This is a genomic window from Vibrio sp. R15-SG3-ISO1A (assembly GCF_059833955.1).
The window spans coordinates 21,617-45,647 of the sequence record NZ_JCBDGH010000084.1; the positions used below are offsets into that span (position 1 = coordinate 21,617).

Genomic DNA, 24,031 nt, shown 5'->3' on the forward strand with positions numbered 1-24,031 from the left:
GCCACATCAGTGGCACTTTGGTGTTCCATCATTCATTGATTGCGTTATACGCTTGTTCGGCTAGTTTAACAACTTCTGAGTCAATATTCAGCTCTGAATAGTGGGCTAGCGTCTCGGCAAATCCTTTTTCTGCGAACATGCTCTGCAATTCAACCGCTTGTGGGTCATCGTCATTCTTGTAATGGAAGGCCGCAGCAATCCCTTTGATCAAATGCGCGTTTGGCAACCCATACTCCAAGGTGCCATTGAGTGGCTTGATCAAACGATCTTGCGGGCTGAGCTTACGAATAGGCTGGCGACCGACGCGGTCCACTTCATCACGCAAGTACGGGTTGGCGAAACGACCTAAGATTTTCTCAATGTAGGCTGCGTGGGCTTTAGGATCAAAACCGTAGCGCTGAATCAGTACCGCCCCGCTTTCTTCCATCGCCGCTTTCACTTCTTGGCGAATCGCGGGATCTTCAATCGAGTCTTTGATGGTCTCATGGCCCGCCAGTACACCGAGGTAAGCCGTGATCAAGTGACCAGTATTGAGCGTAAACAACTTACGTTCTACAAACGCCATCAAGTTGTCTGTACATTCCATTCCCGGGATGGTTGGGATTGGGCCGTTGAACTGAGTTTGATCTACAATCCACTCACTGAAGGTTTCCACCGTGACGGCCAGTGGATCGGTTTCGCCCTCTTCTGCCGGTGGCACGATGCGGTCAACCGCAGAATCGACAAAACCAATGTGCGCATCACTGAACGCTTTGAGTTCATCACTAAGATGCGCATACACAGCTTCTTTAAGCTGAGTGGTACCACGCACCATGTTTTCTGCCGCGATAACGTTCAGTGGCGACGTGTTGCCCGCAGCAAAACGCTGCTCAATGCCTTTAGCAATCGAGCCAGAAATGATCTTGAGTACGGTTGGGCCCACCGCTGTGGTGATGAGATCGGCGTTGGCGATACAGCCAATCACCTCATCGGTGGCGGAGTTGACTGCCGTGACGTTTTTCACCACTTCCACGACACACTCTTCACCGACGACTTTCACTGGGTATTCGTTGCGTCTTTGCAACTCAGAGACGACCGTTTCGTTGACGTCTGCAAATGTGACTTCCATGCCTGCGTCTGAGAGTAATTTACCGATGAAACCACGACCGATATTTCCTGCACCAAAATGTAACGCTTTCATAATCACTAACCTTTCAAATGTTGAATCTGTATAGCTAACGGCTTAACAGCACACGACTAAGCCTTCAGCTATCTAGACTAAAAAGGAGGCCAGAGCGGGGGAGAACTGGCCTCGTTCACTTAGGAGCTAGACAAAGTACTGCTATGCATTGAGAATATTCAGAACATCTTCTGGGTTGATTGTGTTCTGTAAACGCTCAACGGCCTCTTCGTCATCAAGTGAATTGGTAATAGCCATGAGAACCATGTTGTGCTCATCACCTTGGGCAGCGATGCCGATGACCATCTTGGCGATATCATCCTCATCTTCACCCCACTGAATGCCTTCAGGGTATTGGCAGAACACAATGCCGGTTTTCTTGACGTACTGTTTCGCTTCAATGGTTCCGTGTGGCACCGCAATTGACTCACCTAGGTAGGTAGACACGAGTTCTTCGCGGGCAAACATGCCATCAACATATTCAGGTGCAACGTTGCCTAATTTGACCAGTTGCTCACCTGCAAACTTAATCGCCTCTTCCTTAGAGTTGGCTTTTAATCCGAGGAATACACTGTCGCTAGTCAGCGTCAACGTCTGTTCCTTTTCCTCGGTCGCTGCAGGTGCCTCAGGCTTTTTTACAGCGCCACTCCTTGCTTCAACTAGCTGAGCAACAAGGTTGTCGTACACAGTGCCATCTAAGAAGTTACTTAGAGAGATGTGCATTGCGCCAGTAGCGTGAGTACGAGCACGGTCTGTCAAATCTTTGTGGGTCACCACAATTTGCGAGTCACTCGGTAGGTTGTTGATGGCCAAGTTCGAGACTTCAATATCCAGACCAGCCGCTTGCACTTTCTTACGTAGAAGACCGGCGCCCATCGCACTTGAGCCCATACCCGCATCACAGGCAACGTAAATCGCTTTCACTGCTGCTGGGTCCACAGAAACTGCAGCGGTTTGACCTTTAGATGCTGCTTTCATGTCGTGCATAGCGGCAGAAGCTTTCTCTAGAGACTCGTCTTCGTCGGTCGCTTTTGAAGTTTTCATTAGGATAGAAGCAACGATGAACGACACAGCGGCGGATGCAATCACAGATAGAACCACACCCACGTATGAGCCTTTAGGCGTCATCAGTAGTACCGCAAAGATTGAACCAGGAGACGCTGGAGAAATAAGACCAGAATCGAACATCACGTTAGTGAACACGCCTGTCATACCACCGGCAATAACCGCAAGGATAAGACGAGGGTTCATCAACACGTATGGGAAGTAGATTTCGTGGATACCGCCTAGGAAGTGGATGATTGACGCACCCGCTGCCGACTGCTTCGCGTTACCTTTACCAAACGCCATGTAAGCCAATAGAAGACCTAGACCAGGACCTGGGTTCGCTTCAATTAGGAAGAAGATTGAGCGGCCAAGTTCTTCAGACTGCTGGATACCCAATGGCGAGAAGATACCGTGGTTAATCGCGTTGTTAAGGAAGAGGATTTTCGCTGGCTCAACGAAGATAGAAGCGAGTGGCAATGCGCCTGTTTCTACCATCACGTTTACGCCCGCAGCCAATGCGCTAGACAGAACTTTTACCGCAGGGCCAATGATGAAGAATGCTAGGATAGCGAGGATCATACCGATGATACCGGCAGAGAAGTTGTTCACTAGCATTTCAAAGCCGCTTTTCACTTTACCGTGAACCGACTCATCGAATTTCTTGATAGCGTAGCCACCAAGTGGACCGACAATCATCGCGCCCATGAACATAGGAATATCAGTACCGACAATCACACCCATTGTCGTGATGGCACCCACAACCGCACCGCGGTCGCCGCCCACCATTTTACCGCCAGTGTAACCGATCAGCAGTGGCAATAGGAATTTGATCATTGGGCCAACTAGTGATGCCAATGTTTCGTTTGGCAACCAGCCGGTTGGGATGAAAAGTGCAGTAATGAAACCCCAGGCAATAAATGCACCGATGTTTGGCATTACCATGTTGGATAGAAAACGACCAAAGTTTTGGACTTTGATCTTAGCTTCTGGTGATAACATAGGGAGACCTCAGTTTGTATTGGTTGGCCAAATGGCCCAAAATGTTTATTCAAAAGTCGATTAAAATGTATCACAACATTTCCAAAAGGCACTCCCACCCACAATTTAGTGATCCAAATCACACACAAAGCATTAACATATATTTTTTGTAGTGATCTAAATCACATTTAATCACTGTCAGTAAATTACAAAGCCATTTTGTCGATAATAATTATCAATAACTAGAGATTTAGATCACAAAAATACAATCCACACACTCAAAATAGTTAGTGATAAAGATCTCATTTTTATTATTTATCCGATTTTTAAGCACTACTTTAGTTCACTCTCTGCGCGACTTTGGTTCAATTATTCATCAAATATCGATAAGAGGTGTGAATGTGTAATTAAATTACAAAATAAGATTCATCAAAATTTCATCGTAAAATTGGTTAGGATGGTGACGCACAATGGCCAAGAGAATTGATGACGAAGAGAAGTGACGGAGAAAAGACAATGAAAGCGGTATTGTTTGATATGGATGGGCTAATCTTTGATACAGAGTCGCTCTATAAGAAAAGTTGGCAACGGGCGGCAGAAGAGCAAGGTTTCGATTTGTGTGACGAGTTTTATCAGGGGTTCATCGGCGTACAAGATGGCGAATGTGAGCGTCGCTTGCAGCACCATTTTGGTGCTGAGTTTGATCTCCAGCGATTTATACGCTGCCGAGATCAGGACTTTACTGAGCGCAGCGCACTAGGCATTGACTACAAAAAAGGCTTTGAGACGCTGATGCGCCACCTTAAACAGAACAGTGTGAGGGCAGCGATCGTGACCTCATCCGGTCGAAAAGAAGTGCTAAGAAATTTTGCTGGCCGCGAGGTCCTCGAACAGTTTGAGTGCCTGATCACTTCTGATGAAGTGAGTCAAGGCAAGCCCGCGCCAGATGGCTACTTAATGGCGTGCCAGCAACTCAACCTCAAACCGTCACAATGTCTAGCGTTAGAAGACTCCAATAACGGCGTGAAATCGGCCTTGGCAGCCGGTTGTTCAGTCATCATGGTGCCCGATTTGCTGCCACCAGAACCACCACTTATCGAGAAAGTGACACTGGTCGATTCTTTAACTGAGGTGATCGCGTTGATCCCTACGACGACGCCTTGTTAAGCGACTGAGTCAAGAATCGTACCCAGGTCAGCGTTGTTTCATCGGCCTTGAGTTGATGAGCCTTTTGCGCACTTTCTAGTGCTTTTTCATGCTCACCTAATCGGTAGAAGGCTTGCGTCTTGGCCAGTTCTACACGCTGACTGCTCGGCATGCTGGCCAATACATTCAGCGCCGCTTGATACTGCTTCTGCTGCATCAGCAATTGCGCATACGACCAATGATGATCTGCACTGAGGCGCGAGGCGTGTTGCCAGGCCTCTAGTGCGTATTGCCACTCCTTCGCGACTTGCCAGTAGCGGGCTAAGGTGGCGTAGCTCTCTGCATCTTCTTGTTCAAGCAGATGCTCGGCGTAAACCTTCGCAGCAAGTTCTGGAGCGCCTTGTGAGGCGTAAAGCCCTGCTAAGGTTTGATACTCACTGGAGGATAAAGCAAAGCCTTTTCGCTCTCTCTGTTTGAGCGTCGCCAACGCCTCAGGGTAGTGTTTCAAACGAAGATGCAAGCTGGTCAATTGCTTCCACCACAGTTCGTTATCGGACTCCAAAGCACGCAGTTGCTCTGTGGTACTCACCGCTCCTTTCCAGTGACTCAGCGCCACTTGGGCGCCGAGCTTCATGCTCAGCAAAGAGACATCCGCTTTTTTATCTAGCGCTTGATACTGCTTGATACTCGACAGTACCGCTTGCCAATCTTGCAGCTGGTAATTGGACTGAGCGACCCGCAGCCACAGTTGAGTGACAAATTCCGTGGTATACAATTTTTCAGCTTGCGAGCGACTCACATCGGATTGTTTATCCAGCACACTTTGATAGTGTCTGAGTGCTTTTGCCGGCTCCCCAGTCGATAACAAAATATCGGCCAGCATGCGCTCGGTTTCAATCGCCTGTTCAATCGGTAAAGCACCAGTGGACAACGCGTTTTCCAGCGCAACTTGCGATCGCTGAGGTTGCGCTTGTTGCCAATACAAAATGCCCAACATACGCGCCACATAGGCTTGATCGTACGCTTTCACGGCATCAATGCCTTCTAAGATGGTCACCGCCTCAGCTGTTTTTTCTTGCTGAGACAACTCAAACGCTTGATGGACTCGCATCGCAACGCTGCGTGATAGCTCTTGTGCCTGCGCCAACGGGAGGCTCATCAAGCCCATCAACACTGACCATGCCAAAAGACGGCGTATCCATGCTGTAACCTTTGTCATTATTGCAACCTAAATTCTAATTTCACGGTTTGCCCTTCCTGTCTGGTCGCTTTGCCTGCGACGATCAAAGGTTGATACTTCCACTGACGCAATGCGCGCATCGCTTCGCGATCAAACACGCCGCGTGGCGAACCTTCCACCACCTCAATCGCATCAGGCCGACCGGTTTCATCAATGGCAAATCGCATCACTACATAGCCTTCAATTTTTCGTTTCAATGCCCGCGAGGGGTAACGCGGTTCAATACGATGCAGTGGCATGAGCTGTTGGTTTTGCGCAAGTTGAATCGGCCCTGGCGTTGCCATTGCCATTCCCGTTACTGACGTACTCAGATTGACGTTAGGCAAATTGGGTAGCGCCGTGGTCTGAATTTGCTGCGCGGCCATTTGGGTCGTCAAGCGCTCCACTTGCGGGGCCAAGGTCGGCGCTTTGGGTGGCTCAGGCAATTGTCTTGCTCTGCGCGCCGCCGCTCGCTCGTTTTCCACTTGCACGACATCAAAGCGCAGCGCCGACTGCGGCTCTGGCATCGGCGATTTTCCCGCGTCCACCAGCCACGCCATAAACGCAAAGAGAGAGAGCGTCACTAATAAGGCTAATGGGGTGGCAATCAGCCATCGTTTTAGCATCGTAATTTACGTCCTAGCATACGGATACCCTTCCTTCTTCCGGCTATTTCTGCTCGGTGGCCAATGCGATCTTCTCAATGCCCGCCCCTTTGGCGCCATCCATCACTTGCACCACGGTGCCATTGAACGCAAAGGCATCGGCTTGAATGACCAAGGAGGCATCCGGTTGTTCAAGCAGCACATTTTCGAGTGTCGCTTGCACTCGCTCTACATCGACCAATCGCTTATCGATGTAGACCTCGTTGTTGGCGGTAATGGCAATAAAAATGCCCGCGTCTTTTTGGCTAGTGGCATTCGCCGCCGTTGGGCGGTTCACTTCTACGCCCGACTCTCGCACAAACGAGCTGGTGACGATAAAGAAGATCAGCATGATAAATACGATGTCGAGCATCGAGGTCATGTCCACTTGGGCATCGTCTGACGGTTTTTTGTATCGACCTAGTCTCATGGTCATTCCTATTTAGTCATACGCATTAAACGTTCGAGGTGAAGGTGACGCGTTTCGCTCCACTTAGCGAGGCGAGCGTGGGCAAACATGCCGACCAATGCGGCGACCATGCCCGCCATCGTTGGCAACGTGGCCATCGAAATTCCTGCAGCCATCAAGCGCGGCTGCGCACTGCCCTGCCCGGCCATCACATCAAACACGGAGATCATTCCCGTTACTGTGCCGAGAAGCCCTAGCATAGGGAAGAGCGCCACCAGCACTTTCATCAACGACAAGTGTTGATCAAGCGCCAACTTCGCTTCGGCCAGCCAAGCGCTGCGCTGAGCGAGCGCATACCAAGAGTGGCGATCGTCACGCAGTTGCCACTTGGCGACCCAGTGATGTTGCGCTTTGGGGAACAGCCAAAAAAGGTACACCAATCGCTCAATCGCCAGTAACCAAAACAGCGCCAACACGCCCGCTAACCACCAAAGCAGTGGACCACCACGATACATAAACTCGTTGATGGTGCTGCCAAGCGTGCTCCCCCCGAAATCGAGTAGAGACAGCCATTCCATTACGCGGCATCCTTCACAAGTCGGGTCGCTTGCTCGGCGCGCTCAGCCACCAAGCCAATACCCTGCTTCTCGATAATGGTGCGAATCGCTTCCGCTTTGGAGGCGAGGATATTGTGAATCAGGAGCAGAGGCATCGCAGCAATCAGGCCTAATACGGTGGTGATCAGTGCCATTGAGATCCCGCCAGCCATGACACGCGGATCGGCGTTGCCAAATTGAGTAATGGTTTGGAAAGTATCAATCATCCCGGTCACCGTACCCAACAAGCCAAGCATTGGAGCGAGCGCCGCCAGCAGTTTGATCATCGATAAACCGCGTTCTAGGTGCTGCTGTTCGTCCATCACCGCTTCGAGCAAGCGCAGCTCCAACGCCTCAACATTCGGGCTGCTATCTTGACGATAAACATTCAAAATACGCCCAAGTGCATTGTCATCTTGCGGCGAGTCGGTGTGTTTAAGCTGCTTGGCAATTTTTGCTTTCGCGCTCAGTAACGCTGCGCCGCGAACCAAACCAATCACCATGCCCACCAGCAGTAGCGCGATGATCACTTTGCCAACGATACCGCCGTGCTCAATGCGATCGAGCAAAGTCGGCGCCATTCCCAGCTGTTCGAGCAGCGCGCCGCGTGAGGCATCCAGTGCAACGATCGGTAGTCCGCTTATGACATCAGTGCTTAGAGTCAGTGCACCCTGTGGCTGCTGAGCGTACACGGTAGCTCGCTGGCGCTGACCATTCCAATCTAGGTAACCTTGTTCACCCGCTAAGGCAAAACTACCCAAACGCAGCACCGATTTTGCCTCGGTTTCACCTTGTCCGTTGATGACATTAACGTTCAGCGTTTGCGCCTCAGCACTGGCCTGGATTTGCTGTGCAAACGCCTGCCACAGGCCGTAAAGCTGCCTCTTCGCTGGCAGCTGCCTTGCGGCCACAATCTCTTCTACCACCGCTCGGTGATCAGCGTGACCTAGGGTCGCAACAGAGCCAGCTTGTTCAAGGTCGAGATCTTTTGCCGCTTGGCGCACTACGCCAAACAGCTCACCTAAGCTGCCCGTCGCCAGATGCAAGGCTTGCTCTTTTTCGGCCAGGACGGCTTCGTTTTGCTGAAAGGTCTCTGACAGCTGTTCGTTTTCTTGTTTGAGAGAGGCAAGCTGCGCGTTGAGCTTATCAAGCTCTGCCTGCAACGCCTGTTCACGCTGCTTAAACTCCCCTTCACGCGCTTGATTGTGCTTCGCTTGCTCAACTTTCGCTTGTTGCGTCTCTTTCAGTAAGGCAGCATCCGAAGCAGCAACAGGCAGCGAGACCGTAGACAGTGAAACGGCGATCACGCTCGCCGCTAGCCAAGTCATCCCTCTCATTGTTGACTCTCCTTAACCGACACCGGTAAATGCAATAACGTTGGGGCGGCTTGTTTATTCGCTACATCAAACGCTTTATCAATCTCTAAACCGGCTTTGCTGTCGAGCGCTTGCCATTGTTCGTTAGACGCATTCCACGCCCAGTAGTGCGCGCGATCAACACTGCGCGCCACCAAGCTGATTCGGCCGAGATAGAGCTGCTCGGTGACAAGTGATTTACCGTCAACCTCAATCGGCGCAGAATAAGCACCAAGCTTAGTGCCGTAATCCAACTCGATTTGGTACGCCTCTAGAATGCGGCGGTACTTTTCAGCATCACTGACGTCAGACTGAGTCATCATTTCGCGCAACTTGGCAACGCGTTCGCGGCGCACCTCTTGGCGAAGTGGGCGATCGCTCTCTACCCATGCCTCTAGCCCATCAAGCATGCTGTACATCAACGGCACGATGCTTTCACGCGTGCGCTCAATCTCTGACAACTGTTCATCAAAGCTGGCGATTTCTTTCTGTTGGCTGTCGAGCATTCCGCGAAGGTGATCTCGATACACTTCTAGCCCTTCCACCTCAGCTTGGCGCTGCTCAATTTGCGCTTCAAGATCGAGCGCTTTGTCGCTGCTGGCCGACACGCGGCTTTGCGTGTTGGCATTTGCGGTGGTGATCTCTGTTTCAAGACGTTGCGACTGTTTCAACTCTGCCCCCGTTGCCATTGCAGCAGAAGACGCGGTCAGCATCCAACCTGCTAGCAACAAATGGGGTAAACGATTGTGTGTCATACTCTTCTCTTTGATCCGTTCTCTTTGACGTTAATCTCTGCGCTTGGGCTAGGATGACTTCTCTTCAAGAATGTTCGCCATCGCTGGCACCATTTCATCAATCAAATATTGAATCGACAATGGGCTAAAAAAGGAGAACGCGCCACCGATGATATCGCCAGTGAAGTATTCGCGTTTCTCTTTGTAAAACGGCATGCGTTTACGAAAAATGGCGTTGCTAGACTGCTCAAGCTGCTCTTCCGTGGTCAGCCAAATCACGAGGTCGTTGTCCAGCAAGTCCATACGTTCCTCACTGAACGAGGTGTAAAACGCCTCCTTGGCGAGCGCATCAATGGATTCTGGAATATGAAAGCCCAGCGCAATCAGAAATTGTGAACGTAAGTCTTTGCTCGCGTAGGCGCCAGGCTGTTTGTTGTAGTAAAACGCCACCGCAGCCGATTTGCCTTCAAACTCCGGGTGGTTTGCACGCAGCGTAGCAATCTGCTGCTTTATATCTTGCACTATGGCTTGCGATTTTTCTTCATAACCTAGCGCTTTACCTATCATAAGATGACGCTCATCCCACGGCATCGCCCAATCGGTATAAGCGCCAGATTGTGCGAGCGTGGGCGCAATCGTGCTGAGCTTGTCGTAGGTTTTCTTATCCATGCCGGAAGAGACGCCGATGATCAGATCCGGTTTCAACTGCGCGATGGCCTCAAAATCGACCGTTTGCCCTTTAAGTAATATCGGCTTGGCATCACCCAACTCATCTTGCGCCCATGGCCACACGCCGTAAGGTTGGTCACCATACCAATCGCGTACGGCTAGCGGGATAACGCCCAGCGCCAGAATATCATCTTGATCCGTGACGCCGACAGAGACCACGCGCTGCGGCTGTTCGCTAAGCTCAATCTGACCATATTTGTGTTCAATCGTCAGCGGATAGGCCTGGGCCAACACACTCACAACACTGGCCAATAGCAGCGCGCCTAGCCGAGTGACTTCTCTTACCATGATGTATCCCTTCTCTTTTTCTAGCCTTGTTGTTTTCGCATTAAGAGCAGCGCAAACAGAGGCGCGCCGATAAGCGCGGTTACTAAGCCTGCGGCCAATTGCGTCGGCGCCAACAGGGTGCGCCCTAAGGTATCGGCGAACAGCACTAAGCTTGCGCCGACCAATGTAGTCAATATTAAGTGGCTATTGGGACCTGCGATGGTCATCTTTCTCGCCATGTGCGGTGCAAGCAAACCGACAAAACCGATTGGTCCAACAATCGCAGTCGCCAGCGCCGCCGCGCACACACTCAGCATCAACTGAACACGGCTCGCCCAAACACTGTTCACGCCCAGACCGACTGCCATATCAACACCAAACGACAATGCCGCCATGTTACGTGCTTGGCCGATCGCCAACGCCAAGGTGGTCAGCAGCGCGATGGAAAGCAGTCCGACTTCAGACCAAGTCACCGCATGCACGCTGCCCGATAGCCATGCCAGTGCAGACATGGCAGCGTCAATGTCACCGTAAGTGAGCAAGCTTGAGGTCAAGGCACTGAAAAACGCCGCCACCCCGATACCCATTAAGATAAATTTCAGCGGATGCCCAGAGCCACTCAAGCTCTGCACGCCCGCGGCGACCACCATCGCCCCGGTAAACGCGCTCACTTCACGCCAAGCGTCGATCGCCTCCGGAAACAGCATCGTCAAACACACCACGGCAAACGCCGCGCCTTGACTGATGCCGACTAAACTGGGATCGGCGAGAGGGTTGCGGGTCAGGTTTTGCAGCAGCGCTCCTGAAAGCGCAAACAAGCCCCCCGCCAGCAACGCCGCTAGACTGCGCGGCAAACGCAGCTCCCACATCACCAACGCCGCCTGGCTATCGGCGATGGAGCCTTGCATGCCGAGCGCGCTCATCACCTCATCCAATAGCGCCTGCATCGAGAGCGCATAACTGCCGATGCCAATACTGAGCAACCACAGCAACGCCATCAAAAGAGCCATCAACACCATGACGCCGAGCGTTTTAGGCCGAACCCGAAATGAGACTCGACCGCCGAGCCACCTTAGCGCCACCATGTTAACGAATCCTCGTTTTGACCAGCCACACAAACAGCGGTGCGCCGAGCAAAATCGTCATCAGCCCAGTCGCCACCTCTTGCGGGGCAATCAACCAGCGCGCCAAACTATCAACAAACAGCAAGTAGGCGCCGCCAAGCAGCAGCGAATACGGCACGACCCAGCGATAATCACTGCCCACCAGCAGCTTGACCACATGCGGAATCACCAAACCGACAAAACCCAGCGGGCCTGCCAGGGCGACCGAGGCCGCCGTCAAGGACACCACACACAGCAGCAGCTGCCATTTGCGCTTTTGAGTATCAATGCCAAGGCCCGTTGCAACCTGATCGCCCATCGACATCGCCGTCACCGCAGGGGCAAGGAGTATCGCAGCCACTAAGCCAAACAAAATCCAAGGCAGGCACCACCAGTATGTCTCCAATTGACTCCCCAGTAGAGAGCCCACCAGCCAGCCGCGCAAGGTTTCAAACGTTTTCTGGTCGATCAAATGATGAATCGACAAGAGCGCGGCGGTAAACGCGCTAAACGCCGAGCCGGTCAGCGTCAACGACAGCGGCGTCACTCCGCTCGGCGTTCGCGCGGCAATCGTCCAGACTACCGCAGCGGCAATCAGCGAGCCCACGGCCGCCACCAATGGCAACCATACGATGCTCTCGACAGGCGCAAAACTCATCCAATAGACCACCGCCAACGCGCCTCCCGTCATCATGCCGAGTAAGCTAGGGTCGGCGAGCGGATTTCTCGTTACACCTTGCATTAAGGCGCCCGCCACAGCCAAACTTGCCCCCACTGACGTGGCAACGATGGCGCGTGGTAAGCGCAACTCTCGCACCACCAAATGGGAGAACTGATTGTCATCGTACGCCACCAACGCGGACCATACCTCCGTCAGCGCGACAGGCTGCGCACCTAGCGATAAATGCCAAAGCAAAAAAACCAGCAGTATCATCGCCATCACGCCAAGACCGGCACCACTTAACCAAGCTGAACGTCTCATATCACCGCCGACATCACCGACCTTGTCTGCCCATGGGCAACACTGGCGGTCTCTGTGGGTACGCATTGCAAGGTTTGTGTATGCGGATCGCGAATCACATTGGCATTTAAACCAAACACCTGCTTAAGGTTGTCGGCGGTAAAGACCTGCTCGGGGTGGCCTGCGGCGTAGATGGTGCCCGATTTCATCATGATGAGCTCATCGGCATACGCAGCGGCAAGATTCAATTCATGCAGCACCACAACAAGGGTACGATGGTGTTGATGCGCCAATTGGCTCAATAAGCTCAGCAAGTCGACCTGAACTTTGAGATCCAGATAGGTGGTCGGCTCATCAAGTAAAATGATGTCGGTTTCTTGCGCCAGCACCATGGCAATCCAACAACGTTGACGCTGACCACCCGACAGGTCGGTCACCGCTCGATCGGCGAGCTCTGTGACCTTGGCCATCGCCATTGCCTCATTCACCATTTGCTCGTCATGCTCACTCCACTGCTGGAAAAAGGTTTGATGCGGATAGCGCCCCTGAGCGACGAGCTCACGTACAGTAAGACCTTCCGGTGCAATCGGGCCTTGTGGCAAAAGCGCTAAAGTTTTTGCTACCGCTTTCGCCCCCAATTGATGAATGGGCTCATCATTGAGCAACACCTGACCAGACATCGGTGGCAACACTCGTGCTAAGCATTTAAGCAGCGTCGATTTTCCACACCCATTCGAACCGACCAAAATCGTCAGTTTACCGGGTTGAATCTCAAGACTGATGTTGTTGACGATCGGTGTATCGTAACCGACGACCAGGGACGAAGCCGCGAGACGTGCACTGTGTTGATGGGGGTCTAGCATTACTCTTTCTTAAAGCGAAGAAAACAAAATGATAACAATTATCAATTTTATTTCCTTATAATATGAGTAATTAAAAAAAGGTTCAACCATAGCGCGCTATCGTTGAACCTTTTTGAGTGATGGAGGTTGGAAAGATTAACCTAAGAAGCCGCCAGTTTGGTGCTTCCAAAGTTGGGCGTAGATGCCTTCTTGTGCGAGGAGCTCTTGATGACTGCCTTGCTCAACCACACGGCCTTGATCCATCACGATCAAGCGATCCATAGCAGCAATAGTCGATAAACGGTGTGCAATCGCGATCACGGTTTTGCCTTCCATCAGCACTTGCAAGTTTTCTTGAATGGCCGATTCCACTTCGGAATCGAGCGCGGACGTCGCTTCATCCATAATCAAGATCGGCGCATTTTTAAGTAACACACGCGCTATGGCAATACGTTGACGTTGCCCACCGGATAATTTCACCCCGCGCTCACCCACTTCGACATCATAGCCGCTATGCCCCTGCTCATCTTTGAGGCCACAGATAAAGTCGTGCGCATGGGCTTTTTTCGCCGCCTCGATCAGCGCCGCGTCGTCGGCATCAGGATCACCGTAGAGGATGTTCTCTTTGATCGAACGGTGCAGCAGTGAGGTGTCTTGTGTGATCATACCGATCTGCTGGCGCAGAGACTCTTGGCTTACGTCTGCGATGTTTTGACCATCAATGCGAATATCGCCGCCTTTCAAATCGTAAAAACGCAGCAGCAAGTTAACCAAGCTCGACTTACCTGCACCGGAGCGGCCAACAATCCCGACTTTTTCACCCGGTTTAATGGCTAGGTTAAGCTGCTCAAACACCGGTTTATCATCGGTGTAGTCAAAATCCACGGCGTCGAACTCGATGGCGCCTTTTGTCACCGTCAACGCGGGTGCATTGGGTTTATCCTGCACTTCAACATCATTGGAGATGGTGTTCATGCCATCGACCACGGTACCAATGTTTTCAAACAGCGCGCTCACTTCCCACATGATCCATTTCGACATGCCTTGTACGCGCAGCGCAATGCTGATCGCCACCGCAATCACACCGATGGTGACACTCGCCTCAAGCCATAACATGACCGACAAAGCGGCAATAGAGATGAGCAGCAGATAGTTAATCGCATCAACACTCAATAGCAGGCAAGTCACCATGCGCATTTGGCGATATACCGTCAGCAAAAACTGCTTCATGCTGCCTTTGGCATACTCCAATTCACGCTTGGAGTGGGAGAAAAGCTTAACGGTTGAAATATTGGTGTAGGTATCGACAATTCGCCCCGTCATCACTGAGCGCGCATCGGCTTGGTCAGTCGCCACCTTTTTCAAACGTGGGATAAAAAACAGCTGGATAAGAATGTACATCACCAACCAAATCGCAATCGGTAGCATCAATAGCAGATCCGATTCGCCCATCATCCAGATCATCGCCACGAAATAGACCGAGATGTACACCAGTACATCAACCAGCTTCATCACGGTTTCACGTACAGCCAGGGCGCTTTGCATCACCTTGGTTGCCACTCGGCCAGCAAAATCTCGCTGGAAAAAGCCGACCGCTTGCTTGAGCAAATAGCGGTGAATCAGCCAACGAATCGACATCGGATAATTGCCTAGCAAGGTTTGATGCATGATCATCGAGTGGGTAATCCCCAGCGCGGGCATCACCACCACCACCAGCAGCACCATAGTCCACATCCGATCGCCTTGGTCTTGCCAAAACGTCGCGCGATCTTGGGTGCTGAGAATATCGACCAGTTCGCCCATGTAACCGAGCAGCGTCACTTCCGTCCAGGCAATCAACGCACTGAGTATCGCCATCAAGAGTAATGGCACTTCAAAGCCTCGGGTGTAGTGACGACAAAAGCCGAGTAAATGCTTCGGCGGCATTTGCGGCTCTTGCTCGGGAAACGCTTGCGTTAATTTTTCAAACCAATTGAACATGCTTCCTACTTTCGGGTTTCGGGTTTCGGGTCGGGCACGTTTTACTATCTTTTGATGAAAAAGTCAGTAAAATAAAAACCAATACGAATAATAATAAATATCATTACTAATTTAACTTTCATTTATAGGAAAAGGACATGCATAACCAAACTCCTCTTTCAGTCGCCGTTCGTAAAGCGATCTGGTTGGGATTGGCGCCTGCTGCAGTGGTATGTTCAAGCGCTGTCTTTGCACAAGAGAGCACCACGGAACTGGAAACCATCACAGTCACAGCCCAAGCACTTAAAGTCGACACCCCTGCCCAAGAAACGCCTCGCAGTGTGTCGATTGTCACCGAAGATGACCTACGCACTCGCGCCCCACAAAAGCTTGATGAAGCGCTGCGTTATACGTCAGGTGTAACGGCTCAGCCTTATGGTGCGGATAATGATACGGATTGGTTTAAAGTTCGCGGGTTCAATGCAACAACCTACCTAGACGGCAACCGTCTATTTCGTGATGGCTACTACACTTGGCTAGTCGAACCTTACGGACTGGAAAGTATCGAAGTCATCAAAGGTCCATCCGCCATTTTATTTGGTGAGTCATCACCTGGCGGTGTGGTCAACGCTGTTCAGAAAAAACCAACCTTCACGCCACAAGGCGAATTAAAAGTGGAGGTAGGTACGAACAATCATCAATCGATCGCATTCGACGTTTCCGATCTTGCCAATGAAGATGGCACTGTCAGATATCGACTGGTTGGAGCGATGAAAAGCAGTGAAGGAGAGCTAAACGAGACTGAGAATGATCGATTCTACTTAGCTCCTAGCCTTGAGATCGACATTTCAGATCGCACAACTCTGACTCTTCTGGCTACCTACCTTGAAGACGACGGTGTACCAACCAACCCATTCTTCCCGGCAGCGGGCACTTTGATCGGTTCCGATTTCGGTAGTATCGATCCAAGTACGAACCTAGGCCAACCTGATTACGACAAGTATGAAAGAACACAGTTTTCTCTAGGTTACCTACTTCAACACGATATCGATGACAGTTGGACTTGGTCCCAAAATCTCAATTACGCATCCAATGAGTTGTACCTTAGAAGTTCCTATGCATTTTTCAACAATGACTCGAGTGTTGAAGAGCTAGGACAAGGGGTGGTTTATCGAGATGGGAAAAACCAGAGCTTCACTTTCGATAACAACGCTGTGGGTACTTGGTATACCTCAAACGCAGAGCAATCTGTGCTTGTAGGTTTTGATCTTCAACGCCATGAAACTGAAGGTGAAGAGCAAGACAGCTACGCATTTGGTACCATCAACCCTTGGAATCCTGTGTACGGTAATTACACCCCGCTCGACATGGCGAACAATACACATCGTGAAATCACCAAGTCGCAAGCCAGTGTTTACTCTCAGTATCAAATAAAACTTAACCAAGGATGGGTCGGCAGCGTGGGAGCTCGCTACGATTGGGTTAGCACTGAGAACGTTGGCCAAACGGCTAGCAGCTCAGACAAGAAATCACGAGATGATGGCCAGTTATCGTTAAATGCAGGTGTTATGTATTTGTCGGACATTGGATTGTCACCCTACGCGAGTTACTCACAATCCTTTGAAGTCCTGAGCACGATTGATAGTGGTACAGGAGAACTGTATAAGCCTCTCGAAGGTGAGCAAGTGGAAGTCGGTGTGAAGTACCAGCCAGAATTCTTGGATGGGTACATCAATGTCGCTTGGTTTGACATCAGTGAGAAAAACGCTTTGGTCACCAACCCTGATACCTATCAAGTCACACAAACGGGTGAAGCGACATCAAACGGTATCGAAATTGAAACCGTTGCTCAGCTAACGGATGATCTCAAACTCTCGGCAAACTACACCTATACCAATGCAAAAACAGAGGAAACAAGCGGACAAGGAACCAAGAGAGCCGCACTGATTCCTGAGCATCAAGCCTCAGCTTGGTTGGACTACCGCGCTCAAGCATGGATACCTGGGCTAAATATTGGTTCTGGTGTTCGTTACGTAGGTGAATCAAAAGACAATCCGAAATGGTCAGATCTGACAGTCCCATCTGTGACCTTGTGGGATGCATCTGTCTCCTACGACATCACGTCGCAATGGCAAGCTCAACTCAACGTCAACAATATCCTAGACAAAGAGTATGTGTCTGGTTGTGATTACTGGTGCTACTACGGCCAATCACGTTCAGTGGTGCTAAATGCCAATTACCGCTGGTAATCAAGCAGATACTAAAAGGCCTAGCGAGATGCTAGGCCTTTTTTTGGCTGTTATTCCACCGTTACCGCTTTCGCTAGATTGCGAGGTTGGTCGACGTCGGTGCCTTTGATCAGGGCAACGTGGTAAGACAGCAGCTGCATTGGAACGGTGTAGAAGATAGGTGCGGTCACTTCGTTAACGTGCGGCATCTTAATGATCTTCATATTCTCATCGCCTTCAAACCCAGCGTCAGCATCGGCGAAGACATACAGAAGGCCACCACGAGCGCGCACTTCTTCAACGTTAGATTTCAATTTCTCAAGCAGATCGTTGCTCGGCGCGATCACGACAACAGGCATGTCCGCATCAATCAATGCTAGAGGGCCATGTTTCAGTTCACCCGCGGCGTAGGCCTCTGCGTGAATGTAAGAGATCTCTTTGAGCTTGAGCGACGCTTCCATCGCGATTGGGTAGTACTCGCCGCGGCCAAGGAACAAGGTGTGGTGCTTATCGGCAAAATCTGGAGCCAGCGCTTCGATCTCTTTGTCAAAGGCGAGCGCTTTTTCAATCGCACTTGGTAGCTCATGGAGCGCTTTTACAATCTCCGCTTCGCGCGTTTCATTAACGCGGCCTTGCAAGCGACCAATAGACACCACCATCATCAGCATCGCAGCAAGCTGAGTCGTAAACGCTTTAGTCGAGGCCACACCGATCTCTGTGCCTGCGCGCGTCATAAAGGCAAAGTCAGACTCACGCACCAGTGAGGAGCCCGCGACGTTACAGATGGTCATCGCCGCCATGTAGCCTTTCTCTTTAGCCAAACGCAGCGCGGCTAAGGTATCCGCCGTTTCACCAGATTGAGATAACGTCACCAACAAACTGTTTGGACGAACCACGAAATCGCGGTAACGGAACTCAGACGCGATTTCCACATCACAGCTAACGCCAGCAATGGATTCAAACCAATAACGTGCCGCCATGCCTGAGTTGTAAGAGGTACCACACGCGATAATCTGCACGTGCTCGACTTTGCTCAGGATCTCTTCGGCATTCACGCCAATCGCATTGGTGATGACAGCCTTGTCGGAAATACGACCTTCCATTGTGTTGATCAGCGCCGTCGGCTGCTCAAAAATCTCTTTTTGCATAAAGTGACGGTACTTGCCTTTATCGCCGGCATCGTGCTCAGCGTTGGACTCAATCACTTCACGCTCAACCGCTTCGCCGTTGGCATCAAAGACAGTTACTGAGCGACGAGTCACCTCAGCAACATCGCCCTCTTCTAGGTACATAAAGCGGCGCGTCACGCTCAGCAGCGCAAGTTGGTCAGACGCAAGGAAGTTTTCACCGACGCCAAAACCAATCACAATTGGGCTACCCGAACGGGCAACCACAATGCGAGAGGGATCTTTGCGATCCACGGCTACCGTGCCGTAAGCGCCTTCCAGTTGCTTGGCGGTTTTTTGCAGCGCTTCAAGTAATGTGTCTGAAGTGCGACGTTCCCACTCAACCAAGTGTGCAATCACTTCGGTGTCAGTTTGTGATTCAAACACGTAACCACGAGATTGAAGCAGCTCGCGCAACGCTTCGTGGTTTTCGATGATCCCGTTGTGGACGACGGCAATATCGCCAGACATGTGTGGGTGCGCGTTCACTTCTGACGGCTCACCGTGCGTTGCCCAGCGTGTGTGTGCGATGCCAGTGCCACCAAGCACGTTCGCTTGCTCGACAGCGTCGGCCAACTCTTGCACCTTACCGAGACGACGTACGCGAGTGAGGTTATTGTCACTGTCGACCACCGCCACACCGGCTGAGTCATAGCCGCGGTATTCAAGGCGACGGAGACCTTCTACTAAAATTTCCGCCACATCACGCTGTGCCACTGCACCAACGATTCCACACATAGGTTCTACTCCCTTCCCTTTTGCTAGGGTTGTTTGATTTAGGCGTCAGCCGAATAAGCAGCAAGCAAAAAACACTGGCGTCTATCGCCAAGTGGCCAATTCGGTTCGTGCGCCGATAATATGGTTAAAACGAGATGCCTAGACTCACACTTAAGTTTAGGCACAAATTACGGTGACGCCGTGAGACTCAATCTGTTGTTGGTACTCCGGCGGCAAATCGCTGTTGGTAATCAATACGTCAATACTGTCCCAGGCGAGCTCTAAGTTTGGGATTTTACGGCCAATTTTCTCGGACTCGACCATCACAATCACTTCGCGTGAGACTTCCGCCATCACCTTGCTAAGACCCACAAGCTCATTGAACGTGGTGGTGCCACGCGCCAAATCGACGCCGTCAGCACCGATAAAAAGCTGGTCAAAGTCGTAGGAACGCAGTACCGACTCCGCCACCTGTCCTTGAAACGACTCGGAATGAGCATCCCAAGTGCCGCCCGTCATTAGTAAAGTGGGTTCACTCTCTAATTCGTTAAGCGCATTGGCGACATTGAGCGAGTTCGTCATCACCACCAAACCACGCATGCCATCCAGTTGACGAATCAATGCGCCCGTCGTGCTACCACTGTCGATGACAATGCGGTTGTGTTCACGGATTAAGGTGGCGGCAGCTTTCGCTAGCTCATTCTTGCGAACCGAAACATTTTCACTCAATTCATCGCTGACGACTTCTTTCGGTAGCGCGATCGCCCCACCGTAACGGCGAAGCAACTGACCATTTTTCTCTAAAGAAGCCAGATCCTTTCTAATCGTGACCTCAGAGGTCTCAAAGCGCTGAGAAAGCTCTTCAACACTGACCTCTCCTTTCTCGTTAACGAGATGGGAAATAGAGTGCCTTCTTAATTGGGTATTTCGTTTCGACATGATTACCAAAAATCAAAGTTTCAAATCAAAACAAATTATAATCAAAACGAAACATTTACGTCCATTTATTTTGAACCAAAAAATAAAAAAATTGCGGCAAAACCTTGTCCTAAGACAATTCTTAAACAGTGATCCTTGAGTCAATCAGTGGTAGAATTCGCCACCGAAAAGAAAAAAAATTACAGAATTGACTGTTATTTTTTTGCAACTAACCGCTGATATCCTAGGTTAGTCACAAATTTGCGGCGAATTTTCCCATCAATTTAGTCATAAAATGACTAAATTTGATGAAAGACTTTCAGTAGCGAAGTTGACCTTGAAAGTACGTTTATCTCTATGAGCAACGTCTCATTTAGCCCGAGAAAACGCTCGACTTCGACATGATCCATGACTTTCAAATTGTAACTATTATTGACCGGAGAGTATCTTCCATGAAAAAGACCAAAATCGTATGTACGATTGGCCCTAAAACTGAATCTGTAGAGAAACTGACTGAGCTTGTAAACGCAGGCATGAACGTAATGCGTCTTAACTTCTCTCACGGTGACTACGCAGAACACGGCACTCGTATCACGAACTTCCGTGAAGTCATGGCAAACACTGGTAAGCAGCTTGCGATTCTTCTGGATACTAAAGGTCCTGAAATCCGTACGATCAAACTAGAAAACGGCGATGACGTTGATCTAGAAGCGGGTCAAGAATTCACATTCACAACAGACACTTCTGTTGTTGGTAACAAAAACACCGTTGCAGTCACTTACGCAGGTTTCGCTGCTGACCTAAACGTTGGCAACACTATCCTAGTCGATGATGGTCTTATCGAGATGGAAGTGATCGCAACAACAGAAACTGAAGTGAAGTGTAAAGTTCTAAACAACGGCGCACTGGGTGAAAACAAAGGTGTTAACCTTCCTGGTGTTTCTGTTCAACTTCCAGCTCTATCTGAAAAAGACAAAAACGACCTTAAATTTGGTTGTGAGCAAGGCGTTGATTTCGTTGCCGCTTCTTTCATTCGTAAAGCAGCAGACGTGAAAGAAATCCGTGAACTTCTAGACGCCAACGGCGGCGAAAACATCCACATCATCTCTAAGATCGAAAACCAAGAAGGTGTGGATAACTTCGACGAGATCCTAGAGCTTTCTGACGGTATCATGGTTGCTCGTGGTGACCTAGGTGTTGAAATCCCAGCAGAAGAAGTGATCTTCGCTCAGAAGATGATGATCGAGAAATGTAACCGTGCACGTAAAGTGGTTATCACAGCGACTCAAATGCTGGATTCTATGATCAAGAACCCTCGTCCAACACGCGCAGAAGCGGGTGACGTAGCGAACGCTATCATGGACGGTACAGATGCAGTGATGCTTTCTGGCGAAACAGCGAAAGGTAAGTACCCTGTAGAAGCGGTAACTATCATGGCTCAAATCGCTAACCGCACGGATTCTGCACTAAAAGCGGAACTAGGTTCACGTCTAGACAGCCCACGTCTACGCATCACTGAAGCGGTATGTAAAGGCGCTGTAGACACTGCTGAGAAGCTAGCGGCTCCTCTTATCGTTGTTGCAACAGAAGGCGGTAAGTCTGCTCGTTCAGTACGTAAGTACTTCCCAACAGCAAACATCCTAGCGCTAACGACTAACAAGAAGACAGCTGCTCAACTTGTTCTGACTAAAGGCGTTCGCCCAGTATTGGTTGACTCAATCGACAGCACTGACTCTTTCTACATCAAAGGTAAAGAGTTGGCACTTGAGTCTGGCCTTGGTAACAAAGGCGACATCGTTGTAATGGTATCAGGTGCACTTGTTGCTTCTGGCACAACCAACACAGCGTCAGTTCACGTTCTATAATCGTTGAACTCAGTAACATGAATCAAGGGAGCTTCGGCTCCCTTTTCTTTTGCCTGCAATCACGGAGACGCATAGAGCAGTTAACAAAGAGAGTGAGATTAGCAAGAAGATTGCGGGGACTAACTTAGGCACTGACGTGCTCAATGAAGACAAGACGTACTTGAAGACGAGGCATGCTTAAAGACAAAAGAGTTCGTTATGCGATGTCGTCGCTACTGCGACAAGTAGAGACGCGGTTGCGCCCTAAGGTTTTTGATTCATACAGCGCGATATCCGCGCATTTATAACAGCGAGTGTAATCGTTCGTCATATCCGTGACGCCAACACTGATCGTGACCGGAATATCCAGCTGATTCGCCGTTGCTACCCGCAACCTATCGAGCGCACGTTCTGCTTCTTCAAGCGGCGTGTGAGGCATGATCACTGCAAACTCCTCGCCGCCAATTCGCGCCACAAAATCGGTATCGCGTAAGCGCTCTTTGATCAGATTTCCTACTCGCTGAATCACGCGATCCCCCTGGTCGTGCCCTTGCTCATCATTGATTCGCTTAAAGTAATCAATATCGATCAAGGCAAGGCAGGTGGTGTTACTCTCTCCGTAGCGCTCCACTAGCTTGGCGCTCTTTCTTAGCTCTGCATCAAACTTACGTCGATTCCAAAGCTGGGTTAGCTCATCAATTTCGCTCAGCACCCTGAGGCGCTCTTCAAGGGCAACACGATCGGAGATATCCACGAGAGAGGTGATGTAATAACTGACGCTGCCTGTTTTCGATAATACGCTCTGAACACGTGCAATCACAGTGACGTCATAATCGAGCGGCGAACTGTTGAGTCTCACCTCTCCTTCCCAAAACTGATGCTTAGACAGTTGTTCAAAAATGTGCATTGAGGCTTCGATCTGCTTTTCCCCCAGCAAGATCTTGAACACATTCCGATTCACCACCTCTTTTTGGCTTAGTCCCGTAAGCTTATTGAACTCATCATTGACTAAAATTGCTCGATACCAGCGGTCGGTGATGATCACCGCCGACATCCCACTGAGCGCCGCTCTCGCCAGTTGGCTCTCAATACTGCGTTTACGATAATAGAAGATCAATACGCTGCCAGGCACGATCACTGCGATCACCAGTAGCGTCGCGAGTAGTGCCTCTTGAAACAGCTCCAATAACTCTCGACCCGTGAGATCATTGAGCTGCTGCTGGCTTAAATGGATCACCAAGTACATCTCATGGCTCGGGGAAAGGTACAACTTCTCAAACACGAGTAGCTCGCCGTTCTCCATCACTGAGCCGGACTCTTTGACCTGCATCTTGGCCCAAGCTTGAGGAAAGAGTTGAGGCAAACTGAAGTGCTTACGCTCTTCAATCACATGGCCAAAACGCTCTTGTTGATTGTCGCTCACTAAGAAATAACCGCCGTCATTAGCGAGTTTTGGCCTCAGTAGGCCATCGGGGGCATAGTTGAGTCTCGATGCCAACGCTTCCACATCGACATTAAGAATAAGGTAACCCGTCTTCACTTCATCAATGTATATCGGTGTCAACAAACGCAGGCTAGGACGATAGGGATACACCACCTCACCACGCTCGATTTCCAAATCGACGCCCCAAGTCCCTATCTCATTTTTTGCCAGAGTTTGAGCGTAATCAAAGTAGTCGCGCTGCGATTTATTTTGCAGGTTCTCCTCACTCACGACCACACTTTTGCCATCGAGGAAGTTCACGCGGATCTGCTCTTTGCCTTGACGATCCAGATAGCGGACTTGGGTATACCACAACTGGCTGTCGGTCACCGAGACCCAAGACTGCTCGACAATGGTTTTATGCTCGTCCGTTGGCTCGGCAATATAGTCATAAAGATTACGACTGTGCGATAACAAATTGACGACAGAAACAAACTGATTGCGAACATTCAGATACTCGCGTTCGCTGTAGGTCAATTGATGTGAAGCTTGAGTGACGATGGTGTTCATTGCCGCCGTTTTTACTT

19 protein-coding genes are annotated in these 24,031 nt (G+C 50.4%); 3 read left to right on the forward strand and 16 right to left on the reverse strand.

Translation table 11 applies throughout. The annotated features are described in order from the left end of the window. Positions 1 to 28: 28 nt before the first annotated feature. Positions 29 to 1,180: a mannitol-1-phosphate 5-dehydrogenase gene (locus AC6R0L_RS14560; RefSeq protein ID WP_500629574.1), complete on the reverse strand. Its 1,152-nt coding sequence runs from the start codon at positions 1,178 to 1,180 to the stop codon at positions 29 to 31. 141 nt (positions 1,181 to 1,321) lie between these two features. Then, positions 1,322 to 3,205 carry a PTS mannitol transporter subunit IICBA gene (locus AC6R0L_RS14565; protein ID WP_500629575.1) on the reverse strand — a complete coding sequence of 628 codons (1,884 nt, stop codon included), beginning with the start codon at positions 3,203 to 3,205 and terminating at the stop codon, positions 1,322 to 1,324. Between the two features lie 465 nt (positions 3,206 to 3,670). On the opposite strand from AC6R0L_RS14565, the gene AC6R0L_RS14570 reads away from it, so the two are divergent. Next, positions 3,671 to 4,351, forward strand: a complete 681-nt coding sequence (locus tag AC6R0L_RS14570) for an HAD family hydrolase (RefSeq protein ID WP_500629576.1) — start codon at positions 3,671 to 3,673, stop codon at positions 4,349 to 4,351. Here the strand turns inward: AC6R0L_RS14570 and AC6R0L_RS14575 are convergent. The 11 genes from AC6R0L_RS14575 to AC6R0L_RS14625 form a co-directional block, all read right to left on the reverse strand. Further along, positions 4,332 to 5,549 (reverse strand): tetratricopeptide repeat protein, encoded by a 1,218-nt coding sequence (locus AC6R0L_RS14575; protein WP_500629577.1) that lies wholly within the window; start codon positions 5,547 to 5,549, stop codon positions 4,332 to 4,334. The two genes, AC6R0L_RS14570 and AC6R0L_RS14575, sit on opposite strands and share 20 nt — an antisense overlap. Further along, a complete protein-coding gene (locus AC6R0L_RS14580) occupies positions 5,549 to 6,175 on the reverse strand; it encodes an energy transducer TonB (protein ID WP_334553580.1) in 627 nt (208 codons plus the stop codon). The genes AC6R0L_RS14575 and AC6R0L_RS14580 overlap by 1 nt, the downstream gene beginning before the upstream one ends. A 43-nt stretch (positions 6,176 to 6,218) precedes the next feature. After that, positions 6,219 to 6,623 carry an ExbD/TolR family protein gene (locus AC6R0L_RS14585; RefSeq protein WP_334553579.1) on the reverse strand — a complete coding sequence of 135 codons (405 nt, stop codon included), beginning with the start codon at positions 6,621 to 6,623 and terminating at the stop codon, positions 6,219 to 6,221. 8 nt (positions 6,624 to 6,631) lie between these two features. After that, on the reverse strand, positions 6,632 to 7,180 hold the full coding sequence (locus AC6R0L_RS14590) for a MotA/TolQ/ExbB proton channel family protein (RefSeq protein ID WP_334553577.1): 549 nt from the start codon (positions 7,178 to 7,180) through the stop codon (positions 6,632 to 6,634). Further along, positions 7,180 to 8,526: a MotA/TolQ/ExbB proton channel family protein gene (locus AC6R0L_RS14595; RefSeq protein WP_500629587.1), complete on the reverse strand. Its 1,347-nt coding sequence runs from the start codon at positions 8,524 to 8,526 to the stop codon at positions 7,180 to 7,182. Before AC6R0L_RS14595 ends, AC6R0L_RS14590 begins: the two co-directional genes overlap by 1 nt. Before the next feature lie 5 nt (positions 8,527 to 8,531). Then, positions 8,532 to 9,308 carry a DUF3450 domain-containing protein gene (locus AC6R0L_RS14600; RefSeq protein WP_500626407.1) on the reverse strand — a complete coding sequence of 259 codons (777 nt, stop codon included), beginning with the start codon at positions 9,306 to 9,308 and terminating at the stop codon, positions 8,532 to 8,534. 48 nt (positions 9,309 to 9,356) lie between these two features. Next, on the reverse strand, positions 9,357 to 10,304 hold the full coding sequence (locus tag AC6R0L_RS14605) for an iron-siderophore ABC transporter substrate-binding protein (RefSeq protein ID WP_500629578.1): 948 nt from the start codon (positions 10,302 to 10,304) through the stop codon (positions 9,357 to 9,359). Positions 10,305 to 10,324: 20 nt separating this feature from the next. Beyond that, complete coding sequence (locus tag AC6R0L_RS14610; RefSeq protein WP_500629579.1) at positions 10,325 to 11,368, reverse strand: FecCD family ABC transporter permease; 1,044 nt, start codon at positions 11,366 to 11,368, stop codon at positions 10,325 to 10,327. 1 nt (position 11,369) lies between these two features. Beyond that, complete coding sequence (locus AC6R0L_RS14615) at positions 11,370 to 12,368, reverse strand: FecCD family ABC transporter permease (RefSeq protein WP_500629580.1); 999 nt, start codon at positions 12,366 to 12,368, stop codon at positions 11,370 to 11,372. Further along, complete coding sequence (locus AC6R0L_RS14620; RefSeq protein ID WP_500629581.1) at positions 12,365 to 13,210, reverse strand: ABC transporter ATP-binding protein; 846 nt, start codon at positions 13,208 to 13,210, stop codon at positions 12,365 to 12,367. Before AC6R0L_RS14620 ends, AC6R0L_RS14615 begins: the two co-directional genes overlap by 4 nt. Positions 13,211 to 13,345: 135 nt before the next feature. Then, a complete protein-coding gene (locus tag AC6R0L_RS14625) occupies positions 13,346 to 15,169 on the reverse strand; it encodes an ABC transporter ATP-binding protein (protein WP_500629582.1) in 1,824 nt (607 codons plus the stop codon). Between the two features lie 137 nt (positions 15,170 to 15,306). Between AC6R0L_RS14625 and AC6R0L_RS14630 the strand changes: the two genes are divergently transcribed. Beyond that, a complete protein-coding gene (locus tag AC6R0L_RS14630; RefSeq protein WP_500629583.1) occupies positions 15,307 to 17,397 on the forward strand; it encodes a TonB-dependent siderophore receptor in 2,091 nt (696 codons plus the stop codon). 50 nt (positions 17,398 to 17,447) lie between these two features. Here the strand turns inward: AC6R0L_RS14630 and glmS are convergent, their stop codons facing one another. Next, positions 17,448 to 19,280, reverse strand: coding sequence for a glutamine--fructose-6-phosphate transaminase (isomerizing) (glmS, locus tag AC6R0L_RS14635; protein ID WP_334553543.1), 1,833 nt, complete (start codon positions 19,278 to 19,280; stop codon positions 17,448 to 17,450). Between the two features lie 156 nt (positions 19,281 to 19,436). Then, the gene (locus tag AC6R0L_RS14640) at positions 19,437 to 20,198 is read right to left on the reverse strand and encodes a DeoR/GlpR family DNA-binding transcription regulator (protein ID WP_500629584.1); all 762 of its coding nucleotides are present in this window, start codon (positions 20,196 to 20,198) and stop codon (positions 19,437 to 19,439) included. 431 nt (positions 20,199 to 20,629) lie between these two features. On the opposite strand from AC6R0L_RS14640, the gene pykF reads away from it, so the two are divergent. Next, positions 20,630 to 22,042 (forward strand): pyruvate kinase PykF, encoded by a 1,413-nt coding sequence (gene pykF, locus AC6R0L_RS14645; protein WP_334553540.1) that lies wholly within the window; start codon positions 20,630 to 20,632, stop codon positions 22,040 to 22,042. Between the two features lie 196 nt (positions 22,043 to 22,238). On the opposite strand, the gene AC6R0L_RS14650 is transcribed toward pykF, so the two are convergent. Continuing rightward, on the reverse strand, positions 22,239 to 24,031 hold a 1,793-nt coding region (locus AC6R0L_RS14650), incomplete at its 5' end, for a GGDEF domain-containing protein (protein ID WP_500629585.1).